19 protein-coding genes and 2 pseudogenes are annotated in these 21,556 nt (G+C 71.4%); 15 read left to right on the top strand and 6 right to left on the bottom strand.

The window, feature by feature from the left end:
• Positions 1-14: 14 nt before the first annotated feature.
• The 4 genes from ACWGDB_RS31275 to ACWGDB_RS31260 all read left to right on the top strand — a co-directional run bounded on the left by ACWGDB_RS31275 (position 15) and on the right by ACWGDB_RS31260 (position 3,801).
• Positions 15-1,439 carry an amidase gene (locus ACWGDB_RS31275; RefSeq protein WP_383616525.1) on the top strand — a complete coding sequence of 475 codons (1,425 nt, stop codon included), beginning with the start codon at positions 15-17 and terminating at the stop codon, positions 1,437-1,439.
• Positions 1,440-1,465: 26 nt separating this feature from the next.
• Positions 1,466-1,684 carry a hypothetical protein gene (locus tag ACWGDB_RS31270; protein WP_453825502.1) on the top strand — a complete coding sequence of 73 codons (219 nt, stop codon included), beginning with the start codon at positions 1,466-1,468 and terminating at the stop codon, positions 1,682-1,684.
• Positions 1,685-1,818: 134 nt separating this feature from the next.
• A complete protein-coding gene (locus ACWGDB_RS31265; RefSeq protein WP_427844232.1) occupies positions 1,819-3,288 on the top strand; it encodes an SPFH domain-containing protein in 1,470 nt (489 codons plus the stop codon).
• A 42-nt stretch (positions 3,289-3,330) separates the two neighbouring features.
• Positions 3,331-3,801 (top strand): type II toxin-antitoxin system PemK/MazF family toxin, encoded by a 471-nt coding sequence (locus tag ACWGDB_RS31260; protein ID WP_453825501.1) that lies wholly within the window; start codon positions 3,331-3,333, stop codon positions 3,799-3,801.
• Positions 3,802-3,822: 21 nt separating this feature from the next.
• On the opposite strand, the gene ACWGDB_RS31255 is transcribed toward ACWGDB_RS31260, so the two are convergent.
• On the bottom strand, positions 3,823-4,629 hold the full coding sequence (locus ACWGDB_RS31255) for a TIGR02452 family protein (protein ID WP_453825500.1): 807 nt from the start codon (positions 4,627-4,629) through the stop codon (positions 3,823-3,825).
• 311 nt (positions 4,630-4,940) lie between these two features.
• Here ACWGDB_RS31255 and egtA point away from each other — a divergent pair, with 311 nt between their 5' ends.
• From egtA to ACWGDB_RS31230, 5 genes are all read left to right on the top strand, one after another.
• Positions 4,941-6,245, top strand: coding sequence for an ergothioneine biosynthesis glutamate--cysteine ligase EgtA (egtA, locus tag ACWGDB_RS31250; RefSeq protein ID WP_453825499.1), 1,305 nt, complete (start codon positions 4,941-4,943; stop codon positions 6,243-6,245).
• A complete protein-coding gene (gene egtB, locus ACWGDB_RS31245; RefSeq protein WP_453825498.1) occupies positions 6,242-7,561 on the top strand; it encodes an ergothioneine biosynthesis protein EgtB in 1,320 nt (439 codons plus the stop codon). The genes egtA and egtB overlap by 4 nt, the downstream gene beginning before the upstream one ends.
• Positions 7,561-8,355, top strand: coding sequence for an ergothioneine biosynthesis protein EgtC (gene egtC, locus ACWGDB_RS31240; protein WP_453825497.1), 795 nt, complete (start codon positions 7,561-7,563; stop codon positions 8,353-8,355). The genes egtB and egtC overlap by 1 nt, the downstream gene beginning before the upstream one ends.
• On the top strand, positions 8,352-9,314 hold the full coding sequence (egtD, locus tag ACWGDB_RS31235; RefSeq protein WP_453825496.1) for an L-histidine N(alpha)-methyltransferase: 963 nt from the start codon (positions 8,352-8,354) through the stop codon (positions 9,312-9,314). The genes egtC and egtD overlap by 4 nt, the downstream gene beginning before the upstream one ends.
• 66 nt (positions 9,315-9,380) lie before the next feature.
• Positions 9,381-9,596: a dodecin gene (locus ACWGDB_RS31230; RefSeq protein ID WP_369274981.1), complete on the top strand. Its 216-nt coding sequence runs from the start codon at positions 9,381-9,383 to the stop codon at positions 9,594-9,596.
• Positions 9,597-9,613: 17 nt separating this feature from the next.
• On the opposite strand, the gene ACWGDB_RS31225 is transcribed toward ACWGDB_RS31230, so the two are convergent.
• The 4 genes from ACWGDB_RS31225 to ACWGDB_RS31210 form a co-directional block, all read right to left on the bottom strand.
• Positions 9,614-10,105: a phosphatase domain-containing protein gene (locus ACWGDB_RS31225; protein WP_453825495.1), complete on the bottom strand. Its 492-nt coding sequence runs from the start codon at positions 10,103-10,105 to the stop codon at positions 9,614-9,616.
• A 131-nt stretch (positions 10,106-10,236) separates the two neighbouring features.
• On the bottom strand, positions 10,237-11,211 hold the full coding sequence (locus ACWGDB_RS31220; protein ID WP_453825494.1) for an antibiotic biosynthesis monooxygenase: 975 nt from the start codon (positions 11,209-11,211) through the stop codon (positions 10,237-10,239).
• A 5-nt stretch (positions 11,212-11,216) separates the two neighbouring features.
• A complete protein-coding gene (locus tag ACWGDB_RS31215; RefSeq protein ID WP_453825493.1) occupies positions 11,217-13,934 on the bottom strand; it encodes a molybdopterin-dependent oxidoreductase in 2,718 nt (905 codons plus the stop codon).
• Positions 13,931-14,761, bottom strand: a complete 831-nt coding sequence (locus ACWGDB_RS31210) for an FAD binding domain-containing protein (RefSeq protein ID WP_453825492.1) — start codon at positions 14,759-14,761, stop codon at positions 13,931-13,933. Before ACWGDB_RS31210 ends, ACWGDB_RS31215 begins: the two co-directional genes overlap by 4 nt.
• 240 nt (positions 14,762-15,001) lie before the next feature.
• On the opposite strand from ACWGDB_RS31210, the pseudogene ACWGDB_RS31205 reads away from it, so the two are divergent.
• From ACWGDB_RS31205 to ACWGDB_RS31180, 6 genes and pseudogenes are all read left to right on the top strand, one after another.
• Positions 15,002-15,274 (top strand): annotated as a pseudogene (locus ACWGDB_RS31205) (DUF1345 domain-containing protein); the annotation flags it as partial.
• 100 nt (positions 15,275-15,374) lie between these two features.
• Positions 15,375-15,559: pseudogene (locus ACWGDB_RS31200) on the top strand (hypothetical protein); the annotation flags it as partial.
• 51 nt (positions 15,560-15,610) lie between these two features.
• Positions 15,611-15,781 (top strand): 50S ribosomal protein L32, encoded by a 171-nt coding sequence (rpmF, locus tag ACWGDB_RS31195; protein ID WP_453825491.1) that lies wholly within the window; start codon positions 15,611-15,613, stop codon positions 15,779-15,781.
• 73 nt (positions 15,782-15,854) lie between these two features.
• Entirely contained in the window at positions 15,855-17,528 is a 1,674-nt protein-coding gene (locus ACWGDB_RS31190) for a LuxR C-terminal-related transcriptional regulator (RefSeq protein WP_453825490.1), read from the top strand.
• Between the two features lie 133 nt (positions 17,529-17,661).
• Entirely contained in the window at positions 17,662-19,035 is a 1,374-nt protein-coding gene (locus tag ACWGDB_RS31185) for an FAD-binding oxidoreductase (RefSeq protein ID WP_453825489.1), read from the top strand.
• Positions 19,036-19,069: 34 nt separating this feature from the next.
• The gene (locus ACWGDB_RS31180; protein WP_453825488.1) at positions 19,070-20,068 is read left to right on the top strand and encodes an LLM class flavin-dependent oxidoreductase; all 999 of its coding nucleotides are present in this window, start codon (positions 19,070-19,072) and stop codon (positions 20,066-20,068) included.
• 25 nt (positions 20,069-20,093) lie between these two features.
• Here ACWGDB_RS31180 and ACWGDB_RS31175 read toward each other — a convergent pair whose 3' ends face one another.
• Positions 20,094-21,410, bottom strand: coding sequence for a phytase (locus ACWGDB_RS31175; RefSeq protein WP_453825487.1), 1,317 nt, complete (start codon positions 21,408-21,410; stop codon positions 20,094-20,096).
• Positions 21,411-21,556: the final 146 nt, after the last annotated feature.

Genomic DNA, 21,556 nt, shown 5'->3' with positions numbered 1-21,556 from the left:
CCGGAGGTGCCCGTATGACACCCGACCGTGCCGTAGGCCTCGCCGAGTCCGCCCGTGCGCTGGCCGACGGGGAGGTGACGTCGCAGGCGCTGGTCGCGGAGGCGCTCGCGCGGATCGAGGCGACCCAGGGGTCCCTCAACGCCTTCCGGGTGGTCCGGGCCGAGGCCGCCCTCGCCGAGGCGAAGGCCGCCGACGCGGAACTCGCCGCCGGCGGGCGCCGGCCGCTGCTGGGCGTACCGGTCGCGGTGAAGGACGACATGGACGTGGCGGGCGAACCGACCGCCTTCGGCTGTTGCGGCGAGTTCCCTCCGGTCGCCGAGGACGGTGAGGCGGTACGGCGGCTGCGCGCGGCCGGGGCGGTGATCGTGGGCAAGACGAACACCTGCGAACTGGGGCAGTGGCCGTTCACCGAGGGGCCGGCCTTCGGCGCGACCCGCAACCCATGGCACGCGGACCACACGCCGGGCGGCTCGTCCGGCGGTTCGGCGGCCGCCGTGGCCGCCGGTCTGGTGCCCGCCGCGCTCGGCTCGGACGGCGCCGGTTCGGTGCGGATCCCGGCATCGTGGACGCATCTGATCGGCATCAAGCCGCAGCGCGGCCGCGTCTCCACCTGGCCGCGCGGCGAGTCCTTCCAGGGCATCACCGTCAACGGCACCCTCGCCCGTACGGTGGCCGACGCGGCCCTCCTGCTGGACGCCGCCGCCGGCAACCACGACCTCGACCCGCACCGCCCGCCGGCGGTCGACGCCTCGCAGGCCGTGGGCCGCGAACCCGGACGGCTTCGCATCGCCCTCTCCCTCAAGCCGCCGTTCACCGCACTGCCCGCGCGTCTGCAGCCGGAGGTGCGGGCCAGGGTCGTCCGACTCGCCGAGAAACTGAGCGCGTTGGGGCACTTCGTCGAGGAGGCCGATCCGCCGTACGGCCAGATCGGGCTGACCTTCATCCCGCGCGCGACGGTCGGCATCGCCGAGTGGGCGAGCGCGGCGCCCTTCCCCGCGCTGCTCGACCGGCGCACCCGGGACGCCGCCCGGCTGGGCCGGCTCCTCGGCGGGGTCCCGCTGCGGGCGGCCCGGCGCGCGGAGGCGGTGCTGCACCGTCGTATCGGCGCGTTCTACGAGTCGTACGACGTGATCCTCGCGCCCACCACGGCCGCTCCCCCGCCCCGTATCGGCGCGATGCTCGAACTCGGCGGTTTCGCCACCGACCGGGCCATGATCGCCGCCTGTCCCTACGCCTGGCCGTGGAACGTGCTGGGCTGGCCCGGTGTGAACGTCCCGGCCGGGTTCGTGGACGGTCTGCCCGTCGGTGCCCAGTTGCTCGGGCCGGCGAACAGCGAGCCCCTGCTGATCTCGCTGGCCGCGCAGTTGGAGGCGGAGCTGCGCTGGCACGAGCTGTGGCCGCCGCAGCAGGGCGAGACCGTTCCCGCCCCGGTCGTCTGAGGGAGCGCAGGACCTACCCTGTGACGATGGACGATGCGTCGATGGTCGGGCTCATGGGGCGGGTCACCGGCACGGTGGGACCCGGGCTCGTCGGCGAGGTGATGGTGCGGGTGCGCGGCGGCGCCGAGCACTTCCTCGCCTATCCGGCCACCGGCACCGACCGCATCGACCGCGGCACGGTGGTGATGGTGGTGGAGTACCAGCCGCCGCGAACCGTCTACGTCCAGGCTGCATACGACAGTTGAGCCTGCTCCTTCGCAGGTGAGAGCCGTCTGCGTCAAGGTTGCGGCAAGGATGCGTCAACCCCTGTACCTGCGTGGCGCACAGGCGCACACTCCCATTCGTTCGGTGCCGAAAGGGCACCATCCAAAGGGGGCGTATGCCGATGGTTGTCGGCGTCGTTGCGGGGGTGGCGGTAGCCGCCGTCCTCGTTCTGATCGGTCTGTTCAAGATGATGTGGCGGGTCGCCGAGCCCAACGAGGCGCTGGTCATCTCCGGTTCCAAGCACCGCACCGAGGGCCTCGAGGAGGGCATGGGCTTTCGGATCGTCACCGGGCGGGGCACGCTGGTGCTGCCCGGGGTGCAGGCGGTGCGCAAGCTGTCGCTCGACCTGAACGAGACCGAGTTGCAGGTGGACTGCGTGACGCACCAGGGCATTCCGCTGAAGGTGCGGGGCGTGGTCATCTTCAAGGTGGGCGACGACTTCGTGTCGATCGCCAACGCGGCCCGCCGTTTCCTCGACCAGCAGAAGCTGATGTCGGAGCGGGTGCACAACGTCTTCGCCGGTCATCTGCGGTCCATCGTGGGCGGGTTGACGGTGGAGGACATGATCCGCGACCGGGACAAGCTCACCGGGCAGACCCGGGCGGCCTGCGGTACCGAGATGGAGAAGCTCGGGCTCATCGTCGACTCGCTGCAGATCCACGAGATCGAGGACCCCACCGGGTACATCCAGAACCTGGCCATGCCGCACGCGGCGGCCGTGCAGCGGGACGCGCGGATCGCGCAGGCCGAGGCGAACCGTCTCGCCACCGAGGCGGAGCAGCAGAGTTACGCGCGGATGGCCGAGGCGACCCGGGACAGCGAGATCCTCCAGGCCGGCTACCAGGCCGAGCGCGACAAGGCGGGGGCCAAGGCCCGGCAGGCCGGTCCGCTCGCCGACGCGGCCGCCCGGCAGGAGGTCGTCGTCCAGGAGACGCGGGTCGCCGAACTGGAGGCGCACCGGCGCGAGCAGCAGCTCCAGGCCGACGTCCGCAAGCCCGCCGACGCGCAGGCCTACGAGAAGCGCACGCTGGCCGAGGCCGAGCGGGACGCGCGGATCTCGGCGGCGCAGGCCAAGGCGAAGGAGACGGAGCTGGCGGCCGCGGCCGAGGCGACCCGCGTCAAGACGGCCGCGGGCGCGGAGGCCGAGGCGACCAAGACCCGCGGCACGGCCACGGCGGCCGCGACCCGGGCCACCGGAGAGGCCGAGGCCGCCGCCGCGCAGGCACGGGGTCTCGCGGACGCCGAGGCGACCAAGGCCAAGGGACTCGCGGAGGCGGAGGCCATCAAGGCCCGTGCGGCCGCGCTGGCCGAGAACCAGGAGGCCGTGGTCGCGCAGCAACTCGCCGAGAACTGGCCGGAGATCGTCCGGGCCGGAGCGTCCGCCTTCGGCAGCGTCGACAACATGGTGCTGCTCAACGGTGCCGACGGGATGGCGGACATGTTCGCCAAGGCGCTCACCATGGGCGGTACGGGACTGGGGCTGGCCCGGCAGCTGCTGGCTTCGATGAACCAGAACGGGCAGGTCCCGAAGGAGGGTTCCCCGCTCAACGGGCTCGCCCAGAAGGTGCCGATGGACGAGAAGTGACCCGGCGGAATCGCTTGCGGGGGCAGCCTCTAGGGTGCCCCCGTGAGCATCTCCACCGACGAGAACGTCCCGGGCCGCCAAGGCCCCTCCGCCACCACCGAGGCCGATCCCCGCAAGGTCGGCAAGGTGCGCACCGAGTACTCCCCCGCGCACGACGGCGACCCCGACCCCGGGGAGATCGTCTGGACCTGGGTGCCCTTCGAGGAGAACGACGGGCGGGGCAAGGACCGGCCGGTGCTCGTGGTGGCCCGGGAGGCCGGCGGGACGTTCCTCGCGGTGCAGCTGTCGAGCAAGCGGCACGACGCCGGGTGGGCGAAAGGGGGAAGAGGTGACCGTGAGTGGGTCGCCATCGGCAGCGGGCCGTGGGACCGGGCGGGGCGCGACTCCTGGGTCGACGTGGACCGCATCCTCCGCCTGCACGAGCAGGGCATGCGCCGGGAGGCGTGCGCCCTGGACCGCGGGCGGTTCAACCTGGTCAGGCACCGGCTGCACGAGCGCTACGGCTGGACCTGAGCGCTACCGCAGGAGCCGACCCTAGGGGAACGCCCGTACGAATGCGGCTCGCACCGGGCTGTCGGGCGTACGGTCCAGGATGCCGAACACCACTTGCTCGAAGGCCCCGGCGAACCGCCCGCCGGGCGCGAGCAGCCCCCGGAACGCGCCCGCCACCTGCGCCGGGTCGTTCTGGAACACCCCGCAGCCCCAGGCACCGAGCACCAGTCGCCGGTACCCATGCGCCACGGCCGTCTCCAGCACCCGCTCCGCCCGGCTCGCAAGGGCGCCCGGCAGCTCGGCCGTGCGCTGCGGGGCCGTACGCCGGATGACGCCCGCGTTCGGTGCGGCGGCGGTCAGGAAACCGGCGGTGTACGGAGCCTCGAGCAGTCGGCCGCGGTCGTCGCGGAAGACGGGCACGCCGGGTGAGTGGATGACTCGGTCGGTGTAGAACGGGTCGCGGTGGGCGCGGTGGTGGTCGTAGAACGCGCGGGCGCCGAGCAGGCTGGTGTACAGCGCCGAGGCGCGGCACAGGGCTTCCTCCTGGGCCTGGGCGCCGTTCAGAAAGCCGCCGCCCGGGTTGCGGGCCGAGGCGAAGTTCAGTACGGCCGTCCCGGCGCCGAGGCGACGGGCGGCCTCCAGGCTGCTCTCGCCGGTGACCTCGAAGAACGTCTCCCGCTGGGGGATCCGCGGCACCGGCACCGGGTCCGGCCCGTACATCAGGGTGCCGTCCCGCGCCGCCTCGATCGCCGCCGCGAGGGACACCTCGCGGCCGTCCGGCGCGCGGTACCTCCCCGCCGCCACGATCTCCTCCGTCTGCTGCGCGATGCCGCGCAGGCGCGCGCTCATGGCGCCACCCCCGTGCGCGCCATGACCGTGCGACCGCGTCGGCTGCACGCGATCTCCCCCGCCGTGCTCATGCACGCATCCTGAGCGATGCTGGTCGTGCGGTGCAACAGAATTCCCGGGCGCCGACAGCCGACCGAGAACGAGCGGGAAAGCCCCCGCAAACGCCCGGAGAGCAAAGATTACGCACCCGGAACGTGCCGGTACGCGCCCTTGTGCGAAGCGACGTGAGGGTCTTGGGTGGGACGAGTGTGCCGGCCCGCCCACAAGATCCGGGCCGGGCGGCATCGTGGACTCTCAGGAGGATCCAAGACATGTCAGATTCGGTGAGCGACTGTACGGAGCAGCCGCGCTCCGCAGTCACCGAAGCCGAGGTGGAGGCCCTCGTCAGGGGCATCTGCTTCAAGACCGGCCCGCCCCGCACCCTCGGGGTCGAAGTGGAATGGCTCGTCCACGAGCTGCACAGCCCGCAGCTCCCCGTGACACCCGAACGACTCGAAGCGGCCTACGCCGCAGTACGGACCGTGCCCCTGAGGTCGGCGCTCACCGTCGAACCCGGCGGTCAGCTGGAGCTGAGCTCCCCGCCCGCCGCCTCGCTGATGGAGTGCATCGGTACCGTCTCCGCCGACCTCGACGCCGCCCGCGCGGTGCTGCGCGAGCACAGCCTAGGTCTGGTCGGCATGGGCAACGATCCCTGGCACTCGCCCCGCCGTTTCCTGCGCCAGCCGCGCTATGACGCCATGGAGGCGTACCTGGACCGGGCGGGCCCGGCCGGCCGCGCCATGATGTGCACCTCGGCCTCCGTGCAGGTGTGCCTGGACTCCGGATACGAGGAGCCCGGCCCGCTCGGGCACGGACGGCGCTGGTGGCTGGCACACCAGCTGGGCGCGGTCCTGGTCGCCGCCTTCGCCAACTCCCCGCTGGCCGGGAACGAACCCACGGGCTGGCTCTCCACCCGGCAGCTGCTGTGGATGGAGATCGGCCCGGGCCGCGCGGGCGCCCCTCCGCTGGACGGCGACCCGCGGGTCGCCTGGGCGCGGCACGTCCTGGACGCGCCGGTGATGTGCGTACGCCAGGACGGCGGCCCATGGGACGTCCCGGACGGGCTGACGTTCCGGGAGTGGACCAGGTCGGGAGCGCCGAGGCCACCGACGCAGGAAGACCTCGACTATCACCTGACGACACTGTTCCCGCCGGTCAGACCGCGGGGCCATCTGGAACTGCGCATGATCGACGCGCAGCCGGGCGAGGACGGCTGGATCGTGCCGCTCGCCGTGGCCACGGCGCTCTTCGACGACCCCGAGGCCGCCGAGACCGCCTACCGCGCGGTGAAGCCGCTCGCCGAGCGCGGCATGTCGCTGCCCGCTCCGCACAATCCGCTGTGGCTCGACGCGGCCCGCTCGGGCCTCGCCGACCCGGAGTTGCAGGAGGTGGCGGACACCTGCTTCGCGGCAGCGCAGGAGGCCCTGCCCCGTTTGGGGGCCACCACCGAGGTCACGGACGCCGTCGCGGCGTACCGGGACCGCTATGTCAGCCAGGGCCGCTGCCCCGCCGACGACCTGCTGGACGAGCTCTACGGCACGGACCGCACCCTGCACGGGAAGGACGACCGGACATGACCGACCCCGCCCACGACGCCGACACGCTCCGCGAGCGGGCACTGACCACCCTCACCACCGCCCGTGCCCGGACGACCCTGCTGACCTCCTGCGTCGAGGACCCCGATCTCACCGCCCAGCACTCACCGCTGATGTCCCCGCTGGTCTGGGACCTCGCGCACATCGGCAACCAGGAGGAGCAGTGGCTGCTCCGGACGGTCGCCGGCCGGGAGGCGATGCGGCCCGAGATCGACGGCATCTACGACGCCTTCGAGCACCCCCGCGCCGCCCGCCCCACCCTGCCGCTGCTGCCGCCGACCGAGGCCCGTCACTACGCGTCCGAGGTGCGCGGGCGGGTCCTGGACCTGCTGGAGCGCACCGCGTTCCACGGGACGCGGCTGACCGAGGCGGCATTCGCCTTCGGGATGATCGCGCAGCACGAACAGCAGCACGACGAGACGATGCTGATCACCCATCAGCTCCGCAAGGGCCCGCAGGCCCTGACCGCCCCCGACCCGGAACCGGCACCCTTGCTGACGGGCCCGTCCGAAGTCCTGGTCCCCGGTGGCCCGTTCACGATGGGCACCTCGACCGAGCCGTGGGCGCTGGACAACGAACGCCCGGCCCACCGGCGCGAGGTGCCGCCGTTCCACATCGACACCACGCCGGTGACGAACGCCGCCTACAAGGCGTTCATCGAGGACGGCGGCTACGACGACGACCGCTGGTGGACGCCGGAGGGCTGGGCGCACATCCGCGGGAACTCGATCCACGCCCCGCTGTTCTGGCGCCGGGACGGCAAGCAGTGGCTCCGCCGCCGCTTCGGCGTCACCGAGGTGGTACCGCCGGACGAGCCCGTCCTGCACGTGTGCTGGTACGAGGCGGACGCCTACGCCCGCTGGGCCGGGCGCCGGCTGCCCACCGAGGCCGAGTGGGAGAAGGCCGCCCGCCACGACCCCGCCGGGGACCGCTCGATGCGCTACCCGTGGGGCGACGACGATCCCGGACCGGAGCACGCCAACCTCGGCCAGCGGCATCTGCGCCCGGCGCCCGCCGGCAGCTACCCGGAGGGCGAATCACCTCTCGGCGTGAGGCAGTTGATAGGTGACGTGTGGGAGTGGACGGCGAGCGACTTCCTGCCGTACCCGGGTTTCCAGGCGTTCCCGTACAAGGAGTACTCGGAGGTGTTCTTCGGGCCGGAGTACAAGGTGCTGCGCGGCGGTGCGTTCGCCGTGGACGCGGTGGCCTGCCGGGGCACCTTCCGCAACTGGGACTATCCGATACGTCGGCAGATCTTCTCCGGGTTCCGCACGGCCCGGTCCACGGGGGATGCCTGATGTGCCGTCACCTGGCTTATCTGGGCCCCGAGGAACCGCTCGGCAGACTCCTAGTCGAGCCGCCGCACGGCCTGTACCGCCAGTCGTGGGCGCCTCGGCGGCAGCGGTACGGGACCGTCAACGCCGATGGTTTCGGGGTCGGTTGGTATGCCGAGGGGGACCCGGTGCCGGCGCGGTACCGCCGGGCCGGGCCCATCTGGGCGGATCCGTCCTTCGCCGATCTGGCACGGGTCGTACGCAGCGGCGCGCTGCTGGCCGCCGTACGGGACGCGACGCTGCCGGGCGCCGATCAGGAGGCCGCGGCGGCGCCGTTCGCCGGCGGTCCCTGGCTGTTCAGCCACAACGGCGCGGTGAAGGGCTGGCCGGGCTCGCTCGCGCCGCTCGTCCCGACCCTGCCCGCGGTGGACGTGCTGTCGATGGAGGCCCGCAACGACTCGGCGCTCGTGTGGGCGCTGGTCCTCGCGCGCCTGCGCGGCGGCGACGAGGAGGGACAGGCGCTGGCCGACACGGTCCTGGAGGTCGCCGAGGCGGCCCCCGGTTCCCGGCTCAACCTGCTGCTCACCAACGGCGAGACCATCACCGCGACCGCCTGGGGCGACACCCTCTTTTACCTCACCCGGCCCGGCGGCGGCACCGTCGTGGCCTCCGAGCCGTACGACGACGATCCGCACTGGCAGGAGGTCCCCGACCGGACCCTCCTCGCGGCGAGCCGCACCGACGTGCTGCTCACCCCGCTCAAGGACCCGAGCGACCCTCTGCAACCCTCCGCACCACCGAAGGAGCCCCGCACGTGAGTCCGTTCCTTCTCACTCGCACCCTGCCCGAGGACGCCACCGACGCCGCACTGCGCGCCGACGTCCTCAAAGGCCTGACGAGCACGCCCAAGACGCTGCCGCCGAAGTGGTTCTACGACGCGCAGGGCAGCGAACTGTTCGAGAAGATCACCGAGTTGCCCGAGTACTACCCGACGCGCGCCGAGCGGGAGATCCTCGTCGCCCGGGCCGGTGAGATCGCCGCGGCCACCGGCGCCCGCACACTGGTCGAACTGGGCTCCGGTTCCTCGGAGAAGACGCGGTACCTGATCGACGCGCTGACTGGGCTGCACACGTACGTCCCCGTCGACGTCAGCGAGAGCGCGCTCACGCAGGCCGGGCAGGCGCTCGTCGAGGAGCGGCCGGAGCTCGACGTGCACGCACTGATCGCCGACTTCACCGGCGGGCTGACGCTGCCGGACACACCGGGGCCCCGGCTGGTGGCGTTCCTCGGCGGCACGGTCGGCAACCTGCTGCCGGCCGAGCGGGCCGCGTTCCTCGCCTCGGTGCGGTCCCTTCTCTCCCCCGGTGACGCGCTGCTGCTCGGCACGGATCTGGTCAAGGACGAGAGGGTCCTGGTCGAGGCGTACGACGACGCGGCCGGAGTGACGGCCGCGTTCAACAAGAACGTCCTGGCGGTGATCGACCGCGAGTTGGGCGCCGACTTCGATCCGGCCGCGTTCGACCACGTCGCCGTGTGGGACGCGGACCACGAGTGGATCGAGATGCGGCTGCGCTCGCGTACCGCGCAGACGGTGAAGGTGCCCGCGCTGGGCCTCGCCGTCGACTTCGCGGCGGGCGAGGACATGCGCACCGAGGTGTCGGCGAAGTTCCGGAGGGACGGTGTCCGCGCGGAACTCTCGGATGCCGGACTGGAGCTGGCGCACTGGTGGACGGACGGCGAAGGTCGCTTCGCGCTGTCACTGAGCGTGGCGCGGTGACGGACGGCTCGCGCGATGCCCCGCCTTGGGGCACCGTGGAGTGACGCGTGTGAGAGGAGCACCCACATGTCGAACCACACCTACCGGGTCACGGATATCGTCGGCACCTCGCCGGAGGGCGTGGACCAGGCCATCCGCAACGGCATCGAGCGTGCCTCGCAGACCCTGCGCAACCTGGACTGGTTCGAGGTGACCGAGGTGCGCGGCCAGCTCGACAACGGGCAGATCGCGCACTGGCAGGTGACCATGAAGGTCGGCTTCCGCCTGGACGAGGCCGGGTAGCGGGCCCGGTCCGCTCCTCAGGTCCGCCCCTCCCGCTCCTGCGCCACCTTCAGCGCCGCGGACGGGGCGGACCAACGTGCCCGTACGACGGTGAATCCGGCCCGTTCGGCGTCCTCGCAGACCAGCTCGTCGTCGTCCACCAGGACCCGGATCTCGTGGGTCCGGGCGAGGCCGCGCAGGATCTCCAGCTTGGTGCGCCGGGCGGGCCGCCGGTCGTCGTTGCGCCGCATGTACACGCGTCCCTCGGGCAGCCCGTGCGCGGCGAGCCACTCGAGCGTGTCGCGCCGGCAGCGCTCGGGCCGCCCGGTCAGATAGCGCACCTCGCACTCCTTCGCGCTCTCCCGCACCAGAGCGATGCCCTCCGCGAGGGGCGGATCGTCCGGGGCGGCGCCGAAGAAGCCGTCCCAGTCACGCGGCTTGCGCTCCAGGAAGTGCTGCCGGTGCGCCGTGTCGGCGAGGGTGTTGTCCAGGTCGAAGACGGCGAGGGGGCGGTCGTTGCTGTCGGTCACGCCGCTCATCCTATGGATGGAGCCAGTCCGACCGGGCAAGTTCGGGCGGGCAGCACGCTCGCCCTGCGCCTGACCCGGCTGCAACGCCCGGCGCGGCTCGAACTCCCGCGCGCTGTCCGTGCGTTCCCCGGTCAGGGCAGGGTCCACCACCGGACCGTGACGAGGTAGAAGACGACAGCCCAGAAGGCCATGGCCGCAGCGACGACTCCGAGGCCGCGGAGGTTGGATCTTGCCGACGCTTCCTTCGAGGGCAGCCGCAGCCAGCGCCCGAGCAGTGGATTCACGTAGTAGGGCATGGTCAGGAAGCTCATGATGAAACTCGACAGCAGGTTGCCCACGAGCAGGCCGATCCAGAGCGGCATGTGCAGTGGCGACAGAGCGAGCGTCAGCAGCACGACGGTCGGGTACAGGCCGACCCAGATGGCCAGGGAGGTCCTCGTCTCGGAGGGTGGCGGCGGTGTCTCCTTGCCGTTTCCCTGGAAGGCGAACCAGCTGCCGAACGAGTTGTCGATCGTGTGCAGCTTGAAGTCGCTGAACTTCTCGCCCTCGGCCAGGACCTCCTGGCGTTGGGGCGACGTCAGCCAGGCGTCGAGGTGCTCGGCGCTGTCGTAGCGGTACAGCGTGGTCCATTCCTCCTGAAGCCCCTCGATGGGGCGGAAGAGCTCAGTCCCGCGAAACCCCTCGAACTTGCTCTCCTCCTGGATCATGTGATGCTGCCAGTCCAGGAAGTCGTCGACCTGGTTCGGGGGGACGCGGTGGGTGACCACCACGGTGACCAGCGGATCCAGGGACTGGGTGCCGCTACTGACCACCTGCTGGGTCGCCGGACCGTCGAAGTACTTGGCGCCGGCGTCGAGATAGGTCTGCCTGGTCCCGCTGTTGATCCACGCCTGCAGATGCGCCACCGAGTCGAACCGGTACACGACGACCCAATCGGGTTGCACAGGTGTCGGCGGGGAGATCTCGGCGCCGAGGAAACCGGGGTAGTAGGCGGCTGCGGCGTTGAGGTCCTCCTGCCACGACTCGTACTCCCGTTCCAAGTCGGGCAGGACCTTCTGACCGATGATCGCCGTCGCTGCGGCGGCTACGTTCTTCTCGGTGTTCATGGCGCTCACCCTGTCGACACCGACTGCTCCGCAGGGAGTCGGCCGTAAATGCGTTCCGGAGTCAGCGGCAGGGCCCGGTAGCGGACCCCCGTGGCGTCATGCACCGCGTTCGCCAGCGCGGGGGCCACCGGGTTGATACAGCACTCCGCCATCCCCTTCGCCCGCATGGGCCCCACCGAATCCGTCGAGCCCACCAGGAGGACCTCGGTGCGCGGGATGTCGGCGAAGGTGGGGATGCGGTAGTTCCGAAGGTTCGGGTTGACCATGACGCCGGTGTCGTCGAGGTGATGGTTCTCGGTCAGCGCGAAGCCGATTCCCTGGGCGACACCGCCCTCTATCTGTCCCCGGACCTGCGCCGGATTGATGATCACCCCGGCATCCGCAGCATGCACGCTGTGCAGGATCCGTATCTCACCCGTCACGCGATGCACGGCCACCCGGAACCCCTGTGTATTGGAGGTGACGCTCCGGGGCGAGCCGTACGCCTTGCGTGCGGCGGTGAAACGGATTCCACGTGTCCGGGCCAGCGCGACGAGTTCGGCCAGCGACACCCGCCGGTCCTCGCAGACGACACCGTCGTCGTCCATCGTGCACATCACGACGTGTACGCCCGTGTGCGCTGCGGCGAAGTGCAGGATGCGGTCGCGCACGGCATTTGCCGCCCGCAGGACCGCGTTGCCCGCCACGAAGAGGCCCGCGCTCGCGAAGGCGCCGGTGTCGAATCCCGTGCGGTCGGTGTCGGACTGCACCAGACGGATCCGCGAGGGCGTCGTGCCCAGCTGATCGGCAGCGATCTGGACATGGGCCGTCGAGGTCCCCTCCCCGAACTCGCAGGTTCCGACGGCCAGTTCGTAGACGAGATCGTCGCCGAGGGTGACCCAGGCCTCGGAGAGGTGTTCGGTCGGGGGCGCGGTCTCGTGCAGTGAACTCGCCACGCCCGCTCCGACGAGCCACTCGGGGCCGGGAGACGGCCGGTCGACCGTACGGGCCAGAGCGTCGTCGATCAGGTCCATGCACTTGGCGAGTCCGTCCTCGGTGAAGATCACGTCGTCGGGGCCGTCGTGCAGGGCGGCCAGGGGCTCACCCGGCCGCACGATGTTGCGCCGTCGTAGTTCCAGCGGGTCGATGTGAAGGGCGCGGGCCAGTTCGTCCATCGCCGACTCCACGGCGAACGCCGGCTGCGTCATCCCGTAGCCTCGCAGCGCTCCGCTCGGCACGGTGTTCGTGTAGACGGAGCACGCGTCGTACTTCTTGTTGGGGCAGCGGTAGATCATGACGGCGGCTCCGCCCGCGTACAGCGTCTCGCCGCCGTGATTGCCGTAGGCGCCGGTGTTCGACAGGTTGCGCACCTGGACGGCGGTGAGCGTCCCGTCGGCCTTCGCGCCGAGTTTGACCGTCAGGGTCATCGGATGCCGCGGCGAGGCGGTGGTGAACTCCTCCTCACGGGAGTACTCGAGACAGGTGGGCCGCCCGGTGTCCAGAGTGGCCAGCGCGACCAGGTCCTCCGCGATCACCTCCTGCTTGCCGCCGAATCCGCCGCCGACGCGCTTGCAGAACACCCTCAGCTGGTCCGGGCGCAGCGCGAACAGGTACTCCAGCTTCACCTTCGCGATCGACGGTGACTGCGAACTGGTGCGGATGTTCAGCCGGCCGTCCTCCATCCAGGCGAGGGAACCGTGCGTCTCCAGATGCGCGTGCTGCACCCGCGGTGAGAAGTAGGTGCCTTCGTGGATCACGTCGGCCGCGGCGAATCCCGCCTCGACGTCGCCGATGTGCGAGTGGAGTTCGAGCAGGATGTTGCGGGCGGGATCGCGGACGAACGGATCGTGCGAGCCGTGCAGTTGGGGTGCGCCGTCGGCCATCGCCGCCTCGGGGTCGAACACCGCCGGCAGCACCTCGTAGTCGACCGTGAGGCGCCGGCAGCCCTCCTCGGCCGCCCCGACCGTGTCAGCCAGGACCGCGGCGACGCGCTGGCCGGCGAAGCGGACCGTGTCGTCGAGGATGTACGTGTCGTCCGGGTCGACCAGGTGGTCGGTGTGGATCGCCGTGGTGAAGCGTCTGCTGGGCACGTCTTCCCAGGTGTAGACCCGGTGTACGCCGGGCACCGCGAGGGCGGCGCTCTTGTCGATCGAGAGGATCCGGGCGTGCGCGTGGGGTGAGTGGAGCACCTTGAGGTGCAGCAGGCCGTCGATCCGTGTGTCCATGGTGAACTCGGCGTGGCCCGTCACCACGTCGTGCCCCGCGGGCGCGCCGACGCTCGTACCGACGGCCTTGCCCGGTGCCGCCGTCTCCACCGCGCCGACACCCTGCACGGCGTCCTCGATCGCCCGGTATCCGGTGCAGCGGCAGAGGTTGCCCTTCAACGCCCTTGGCAGGTCCGCCTTCTGCTCCTCGGTGAAGGTCGCCGATGTCATGATCATCCCTGCGGTGCAGAAACCACACTGGAATCCCGGAGCGTCCTCGAACTGCCGCTGCATGGGATGCGGGGCGCCGGGCCGTCCAAGGCCCTCGATCGTGGTCACTTCACGGCCGTCCGCGCGAAACGCGGGGGTGATGCAACTGTGTACCGGTGTACCGTCCAGCCACACCGTACAGGCGCCGCAGTCGCCGGCATCGCACCCCTTTTTGACGCCGAAGTGGCCGAGTTCGCGCAGGAAGGTGCGCAGGCACTGGCCGGGGGCGGGTTCCCGGTCGAATTCCTGGCGGTTCACGGTGTAGCTCATGTCAGGTCCCCAGCCGTGAGTTCGCGGCAGATCTCTTCGGCGAAGTGCCGCGTCAGATGCCGACGGTGGTCGGGGGTTCCGTTGGGATCGGCGTACCAGACATCGGCGGGCACGGCGTCGATGCTCCGGCGCAGGGTTCGGACGTCGGGCGGGGAGTCGAAGGCGATGCGAATCGGCCGCGTTGTACCGGCTGTGACGGTGAGCACCAGGTCGGCCGCTCCCCGCCGCTGCGTGCCGACGAGGAACACCGTCGAACGGCCGAGCCGGGTCAGCGTGAAGCGACGGTGCGCGGTGCGTTTGCGCAGCGCGTGCTCCGGAACGGTGATGCGCCGAAGGAGCTCCCCGGGGGCGAGAACGTTGTGGTGGTCGCCCGTGACGAAATCGAGGGAGTCGACGAAGCGCACGGAGCCATCGGGCGCCCACAGTTCGTACTGCGCCTCCAACGCGACCGTCGACGTGATCATCGGGCCGGCGGGCAAGGACATGCAGATGTTCCCGCCGACGGTCGCCGCGTTCCAGACCTTGAACGAGGACAGGAATGCCTCACAGCTCTTCCGGAAAAGAGTTCCGGCAGCCCGCCAGCGCTCCGGCCATGAGAAGGCGTACAGGTCGCGAATAGTGCATGTGGCGCTGATTTCCAGGCCCTTGTCCGTCGGGACGAGGGGCTCCCAACGCAACGCCGTCAGGTCGATCAGCCGTCGCAGGTCCGGCTGCTCCGTGGAATACAGCCATGTTCCACCTGCGAGCCAGGCGTCACCCTCGTGCCAGTCCAGGCCTGGTTGCTCGGACGGTCGCCTGATTACTCCGGTGATGGTGTTGAGGTCCATGAGACCGACCTACGGGAGAACGGACATGCGGGAAGGCATGTCCCCAGGCACTGTTGGGGTAGTTCCTGCCGATCGAGCAGGTGTTGGCCGCCATCCCGCTCCGTCAGGGGCGGCTGAGCCGCGAGGGACCGGCGGACCCAGAAGCCTTTATCAGAGTTTATCGCAGTATGTGAACGAGAGCCCGGCGGGACCAGCGAGTACGGAAGGGGCCTGCGGCCACACAGAGGGGCTCGTCACGCGTGGGTGTTCGCCTGCGACCGGGGCACGGTGATGCAGCGCTATGTGTCCGGGACCGCGCCCGGCCCCGGTGTGTCGCTCTTCATCGCGGCGGACGCGCTCGTGATGGCCGACGTGTGGCGCCCCGGGCATCTCGGCTCGCAATTCCCCGTCCAGCCCCGGGTGCTGGCGGCGCTCGCCCTCGTCGTCATGGCGTGGGCCTGCGTGTCCTTCGCGGTCACCTTCCAGGCCGACAACCGGCTGGAGAACGAAGAGGGTCTGGACTTTCCCGGCGAACGGTCCGCCGCGTCTTCACCACCATGACGGTGGCGAGTCTGGTGGTTGCGGCAGATCCAGCGGACGTCGGTCTTGTTGCCGTTCTCCTGCGGGCGGCCCGGTCCTGCTGGTCCCGTTCTCGCCCATCGTCTCCTCCCGCCCGGGTCGTTCCACCCGGAGTCCATCTTCGCCTGGTTCCCCCTGCAGATCCCGGGCATCGTCTCCATCCCGGCGGGCTTCCTCCTCGGCCGGCTCGGCACGGTGCTCAGCACCGCCGGCAGCCCCCCCACCCCCCTCCCATGCTAATGGGAACCATTTTCATGTAACCTGCGTGTTCACCCACCGAGGAGGTCCGACATGGCCGTTCCCAAGCGGAAGATGTCCCGCAGCAACACCCGCCACCGCCGCGCCCGATGGAAGGCGCGCACGCCGCGGCTGGTGCTCGTCACCATCGACGGCGCAAGCCACCTCGTGCCGCAGCACCTGGTCACGGCGTACGAGCGTGGATTGCTGCGCCCCGAGAGCTGACCGGGCACGGAGGAGCCCGCCTATTCTGGAGAGGGACCGGTCCTGCTCGCAGAGCGCGAGAAGGGAGCCGCGGGTGACCGAGCGGACGATCGACAGGGCGGCCGCGGACACCTTGCGGCGAGCCAGGGACGCCGCCGCGCGTGAGGCGTGGGCCGTGGCGTACGGGCTGCTGAGCGGCCTGGATCCCGCGTGTTTCACCCCCGACGACTGCGCCGCCTTCGCCGACGCCGCATGGTGGACGAGCCGGGTCGATGAGTCGGTCGTCCAGCGGACGCGGGCCTACTCCGGGTATGTCGCGGCGGGCGCGGCCCGGCAGGCCGGGCACTCGGCCTGGCTGCTCTTCTACGAGCATCAGCTGGCGGGACGCAGCACTGTGGCCGCCGGCTGGCTGCGCCGAGCCCGGCGACATCTGCACGACGAGCCGGAGTGCGTCGAGCAGTGCTACCTCGCGTGGGTCGACGCCGAGGGCGCCCAGCGGCGCGGCGCGTTCGACGAGGCCATGGCCGCGGCCCGGCGGATGGCCTCGATCGCGCGCCGCGGCGGCAGCCCGGATCTGCTCGCCATGGGCGTCCAGGCACAGGCGGGTGTGCTGGTGGCGCAGGGGCGCGTCAGCGAGGGACTCGATCTCCTGGACGAGGCGATGTGCTCGGCCATGGCCGGTGAACTCAGCTCCTTCTTCACCGGGTGGGTCTACTGCCTGGGCCTTCAGCAGTCCATGGCCTGCGTCGATCTGGAACGCGCCGCCGAATGGACCGATGCGGCCATGCGGTGGTGCGCGGCGATGCCGGCCGAGAACAACTTCCGCGGACTGTGCCGGGTGCACCGGGTGGAGGTCCTGGAGCTGCGGGGCAGCTGGGAGGAGGCAATGCCCGAGGCCGAGCGGACCTGCGAGGAACTGCTGCCGCACGAGCGGCGGATGGCGGCCGAGGCCGTCTACCTGGTCGGCCAGATCCAGCGGCGGCGCGGGGAACTCCCGGCGGCCGAGCAGTCGTACGACCGCTCTCACGAACTCGGCCGCGACCCACAGCCCGGCCTCGCCCTGCTGCGGCTGGCCCAGGGGAAGGCCGACGCCTCCGCCACCGGCCTGCGGCTCGCCCTCGCGAAGGGAGCCGAGGCCGGCGGTCTCGAACGCTGCAGGCTGCTCGCGGCGCAGGTGGAGGTGTGCCTGGCGCTGTACCGGACGGACGAGGCACGCGCAGCTGCCGAGGAGCTTCGCTCCCTGGCGCGGGACTGGGAGCGACGGTGCGGCTCGGAGACGACTCTGCTGCACGCGAGCGCCGCCACCGCCTCCGGCGCGGTGGCCTTCGCCGCCCGTGACCTCGACCGGGCGCTGCCCGAACTGCGCCGGGCGCTGACGCTCTGGCTGGAGCTGCGGGTGCCGTACGAGACGGCCCAGGTGCGGACGACCCTGGCCGCCGCCGACCGGGCCGCCGGGGACGACGAGGGTGCCCGCATGGAGCTGCGGGCAGCCGAGCAGGTGTTCCGGCGGCTCGGCGCCGTACCGGACGCGCTCCGGGCGGCCGCTCTGCTCGCCGATGTGCGCCCGGGGCGACCCGGTGGGCTCACCGAGCGGGAGATCCAGGTGCTGCGGCTGGTCGCGGCGGGCCGGACGAACCGGGCCGTCGCGGCTGAGCTGGTGATCAGCGAGCACACCGTCGCCCGGCACCTGAACAACATCTTCGCCAAACTCCAGGTGTCCTCGCGGGCCGCGGCGACGGGATACGCGTACCGGCACGGTCTCGCGTGACGCGGATGGGCCGTTCCGCCCATGCCCTGCTCCCCCCTGGATGGGCGATTCCGGCGATGAGCACGTCCCCTCCACCCGCGTACACCGGTGGTGTATCCCCCTCCTCCCGGCACCCGAACGGAGAGCGGCGGCCATGTCCACCTTCACAGCGACCCTCGACCACCGGCTGACGGACCGGCTGCGCGGCGACGTCGTCGAGCCCGGTGACCCGGCCTACGACGAGGCCCGCAAGGTCTACAACGCCATGCACGACAAGCGGCCGGCCGTCATCGTGCGGGCCGTCGATGCGGGCGACGTCGTCGCCACGGTGAACTTCGCCCGCGAGCAGGGCCTGCCGCTCGCCGTGCGCGGCGGCAGCCACAGCGTCCCCGGCCACGGCACATGTGACGGCGGGGTCGTCCTCGACCTGGGCCGGATGCGCGGTATCCGTGTCGATCCCGGCGCCCGCACGGCGTGGGTGGAGGGTGGCTGCACCTGGGCGGACGTCAATCACGCCACGCACGCGTTCGGGCTGGCCACCACCGGCGGGGTCGTCTCCACGACCGGCGTCGGCGGCCTGACGACCGGCGGCGGCATGGGCCACCTGGCCCGGCGCTGCGGTCTGGCCTGCGACAACCTCGTCTCGGTTGACCTGGTGACGGCCGACGGGTCCTTCCTGACCTGCACGGGCGACCAGCACAGCGATCTGATGTGGGCGGTGCGCGGCGGTGGTGGCAACTTCGGCGTCGTCACGTCCTTCGCGTTCCGGCTGCACCCCGTCGCCTACATCCTCGGCGGGCCCACGTTCTTCCCTCTCGACGCCGAGGTGATCCGCCGGTACCGGGAACTGGTCGCCGAGGCGGACGAGCGGCTCGGAGCGGTCCTCGTCGTGGGGCTCGGACCACCGGTGCCGTTCCTGCCCGAGCGCTGGCACGGGCGGCCGCTGTGCGGTGTGGTCGCCTGCTGGAGCGGCCCGCCGGACGAGGACGACCGGATGCGGGACCGGGTCGCCGCGCTGGGACCCGTCCTGGGGCGGCACCTGGAGCGCATGCCCTATCCCGTGATCAACACCCTGTTCGACGAGCTGGTGCCCGCCGGGCTGTACCACTACTGGAAGGGCAGCTTCACCAAGGACCTGCCGGACGGCGCCGTCGACGCCCTCGTCGAGTACGGCGCCACCACGCCCTCGATCCAGAGCGTCACGGTCGTCTTCCCCATCGACGGGGCCTGCCACCGCGTCGCACCGGAGGAGACCGCCTTCTCCTACCGGGACGCCGACTACTCGATCGCGCTCAGCCCGACGCTCACCACCCGTGCGGAGTGCGAGGACCGCAAGGACTGGGTGCGCGCCTTCCACCGGGCGATGGAACCGCACTCCATGGGCGGCGGCTACGTGAACTTCATGGACGGCGACGACCAGGACCGCGTACGGGCCAACTACCGCGCGAACTACGACCGTCTCAGGGATCTGAAACGGCGCCACGACCCGGGCAACCTGTTCCGCCTGAACCACAACATCGCACCGTGAGGAATCCTGCGGGCTCTCAGGTGTTGAACCCGGTATGAGCTCCGTGATCGCCTCGACCCGCTTCTCCGTCCTCGACCGCTCCCGCACCCGCGAGGGCCACCCGACCGGAGAAGCGCTGCGTGACACCGTTCGGCTGGCGAGGGAGCTCGAGGAACTGGGCTACCACCGCGTCTGGGTCTCGGAGCACCACGGTGTGCCCGGGGTCGCCGGCTCGGCGCCGACCGTGCTGGCCGCCGCCGTCGCCGCCGCGACCCGTACGATCCGGGTCGGCACCGGCGGGGTGATGCTGCCCAACCACCAACCCCTGGTCGTGGCCGAGCAGTTCGGGGTGCTGGAGTCCCTCTTCCCCGGCCGTGTCGACATGGGACTCGGGCGATCGGTCGGCTTCACGGACGGCGTCCGCAAGGCGCTCGGACGGGACAAGGGGGACGCCGAGGACTTCGCGGCGCAGATCGGGGAGCTGCTCGACTGGTTCCGCGGTACCTCGCCGACCGGTGTGCACGCGCGGCCCGCGGAGGGCCTGACCGTGCCGCCCTTCGTGCTGGCGATGGGCGAGGGGGCGGACATCGCGGCCCGCACCGGGCTGCCCATGGTCATCGGGGATCTGCGGAACCGGGAGAAGATGCAGCGCGGGATCGATCACTATCGCGACCGCTTCCAGCCCTCCGCCTGGGCCGGTGAGCCGTACGTCGTCATCTCCGGCACGATCGCGGTGGCCGCCACGCCCGAGGAGGCCCGGCGGCTGCTCGTCCCGGAGGCCTGGGCGATGGCGTACTCGCGCACGCACGGCACCTTCCCGCCGCTGGCGCCCGCCGAACGCGTCGAGGCGTCGGCCATGACCGACAAGGAACGCGGCTTCTACGAGGGCGGCCTCGCCGGGCACATCGCGGGCACGGAGGAGCAGGTCGCGCACGAGCTGGAGACGGTGCTGAAGGAGACTCAGGCGCAGGAGGTGCTGGTCACGACCAGCACGTACGACCGCGAGGCGCTGGTGGACTCCTACCGGCGGCTCGCCCGGATCACCGCTGCGTGATCCGCGCGAGCCGCCGGCCGGGGCGTCAGTCCGTGTCGCGCGGGTCGAACGACTTGGTGTCGATCGTCAGCGGCTTCGGGAACGCGGTCGCCACCGAGTCCCACCGCGTGAACTTGAAGTTGGTGCCCTCCCGGTCCCCGTCGGCCGGCGCGGCCTCGCCGTCGTGGGTGACGAGCAGTCCCTTGGGGAACGAGCGGCCGAGCGGCACATTGACCACGGCGGCGCCGTCGGAGTGCTGCACCCCGTCGGTGGCGGCGCTGTCGGTGACGGTGAAGGAGCCGAGGTAGGCGTTGCGGCGCTGGCGCTCGTACACGGCGAAGGTGTTGTCGCCCTGGCTGGAGGCGAGCAGGTATCCCTTGCCGTCGGCGGCGTGGTAGATCGTGGCGCCCTCGGCGTCGGCGCTCAGGTGCTCACCGCCGAAGCCGGGGTCGTTGGCCGTGTCGACGACGCACTCCTCCTCCTCGGTGTCATACGTCCACGGAGTGCCGTACTCCCGCACCCGGTCGATCAGCTCGGGCCGGCCGAACTCCTCGCCGTCGAGGTCGACCCGCCACAGTCCGACGTCCTCCTGGGCGGCGTACAGGACGTGCTTCTCCTGGTCGACGACCATGCCCTCCACCTGCGCGCGATCGCCGGGGTCGGCGCAGGGCGTCCAGCTCCTGCCGTTCGGCAGCGTGAAGGAGCCGGGCAGGTCGAGGGTGTCCTCGGCCTTGTAGCCGACGCGGCCGCCCCGGTCCTCCAGCTGCAGCAGCCGTACCCGGGTCTCCGAACGGCGCGACACCACGACGTAGGCGTTGTCGTCGTCGCTGAAGGCGGCCAGCCCGTAGGCGGTGCGCTGGTCGTCGACCTCGGCCTCGCTCGCGGAGAAGACGGGCGCGGCGCCGGCCGCCGTCACGTCCTTCAGCGGGGACCTGCCCGCCGCCACCGCGGCCGGGTCGATGGCAAAGGCCCGGACGCGGTCCCGGCCGCGGTCGCTGACCACGGCCAGGTCGGTCTTCCTGCCGCCCAGTTCGAAGCCGTAGACGACGTCGACGTTGTTGAAGCGGCCGGGGGCTGCCTCCTCGCCGGGTGCCGCGGGCGCGGCGATGTGCTGGAGCCGCTTGCCGTCGAGGCCGTAGACGTCGAGGCCGGCCTCCTTGAGGGTGCTGATCACTAGGCTGCGGCCCGCGTCGCGGGGGTCGACCCAGACGGCCGGGTCGTCGGCGTCGGCGTTGCCGCCCGCCTCGTCGTCGTACACGACGGGGGTCTCCACGCGCGCGGAGACGGAGACCGGCTGCGGGGCGGACGCGCCCGTGACCATCAGCAGCGCGGCGGTGAGAGTGCTCAGAGCTGAGGCGCTCACGATACTCCTCGGTAGGAAGAGAGACTGGCGAGACGGTATGGGGGGCCGGTGTGGGCGAGCCGACGGCATCGTGAACAGCAGGTGGCTCATGCGGCCCACGCGCCCCGTTCGTTTAGAATTGCGGGGTTTGCCCACACCGTGGTGTG

The organism is Streptomyces sp. NPDC055013, assembly GCF_053608645.1.
This window is presented reverse-complemented; position numbering and strand designations above follow the sequence as displayed.

What these genes read in the sequence shown, in the direction of transcription:
- ACWGDB_RS31275 (WP_383616525.1), top strand. Translation starts at nt 15, where the DNA reads ATGACACCCGACCGTGCCGTAGGCCTCGCCGAGTCCGCCCGTGCGCTG.
- ACWGDB_RS31270 (WP_453825502.1), top strand. Translation starts at nt 1,466, where the DNA reads ATGGACGATGCGTCGATGGTCGGGCTCATGGGGCGGGTCACCGGCACG.
- ACWGDB_RS31265 (WP_427844232.1), top strand. Translation starts at nt 1,819, where the DNA reads ATGCCGATGGTTGTCGGCGTCGTTGCGGGGGTGGCGGTAGCCGCCGTC.
- ACWGDB_RS31255 (WP_453825500.1), bottom strand. Translation starts at nt 4,629, where the DNA reads ATGAGCGCGCGCCTGCGCGGCATCGCGCAGCAGACGGAGGAGATCGTG.
- egtA (WP_453825499.1), top strand. Translation starts at nt 4,941, where the DNA reads ATGTCAGATTCGGTGAGCGACTGTACGGAGCAGCCGCGCTCCGCAGTC.
- egtB (WP_453825498.1), top strand. Translation starts at nt 6,242, where the DNA reads ATGACCGACCCCGCCCACGACGCCGACACGCTCCGCGAGCGGGCACTG.
- egtC (WP_453825497.1), top strand. Translation starts at nt 7,561, where the DNA reads ATGTGCCGTCACCTGGCTTATCTGGGCCCCGAGGAACCGCTCGGCAGA.
- ACWGDB_RS31230 (WP_369274981.1), top strand. Translation starts at nt 9,381, where the DNA reads ATGTCGAACCACACCTACCGGGTCACGGATATCGTCGGCACCTCGCCG.
- ACWGDB_RS31220 (WP_453825494.1), bottom strand. Translation starts at nt 11,211, where the DNA reads ATGAACACCGAGAAGAACGTAGCCGCCGCAGCGACGGCGATCATCGGT.
- ACWGDB_RS31215 (WP_453825493.1), bottom strand. Translation starts at nt 13,934, where the DNA reads ATGAGCTACACCGTGAACCGCCAGGAATTCGACCGGGAACCCGCCCCC.
- ACWGDB_RS31210 (WP_453825492.1), bottom strand. Translation starts at nt 14,761, where the DNA reads ATGGACCTCAACACCATCACCGGAGTAATCAGGCGACCGTCCGAGCAA.
- rpmF (WP_453825491.1), top strand. Translation starts at nt 15,611, where the DNA reads ATGGCCGTTCCCAAGCGGAAGATGTCCCGCAGCAACACCCGCCACCGC.
- ACWGDB_RS31185 (WP_453825489.1), top strand. Translation starts at nt 17,662, where the DNA reads ATGTCCACCTTCACAGCGACCCTCGACCACCGGCTGACGGACCGGCTG.
- ACWGDB_RS31180 (WP_453825488.1), top strand. Translation starts at nt 19,070, where the DNA reads ATGAGCTCCGTGATCGCCTCGACCCGCTTCTCCGTCCTCGACCGCTCC.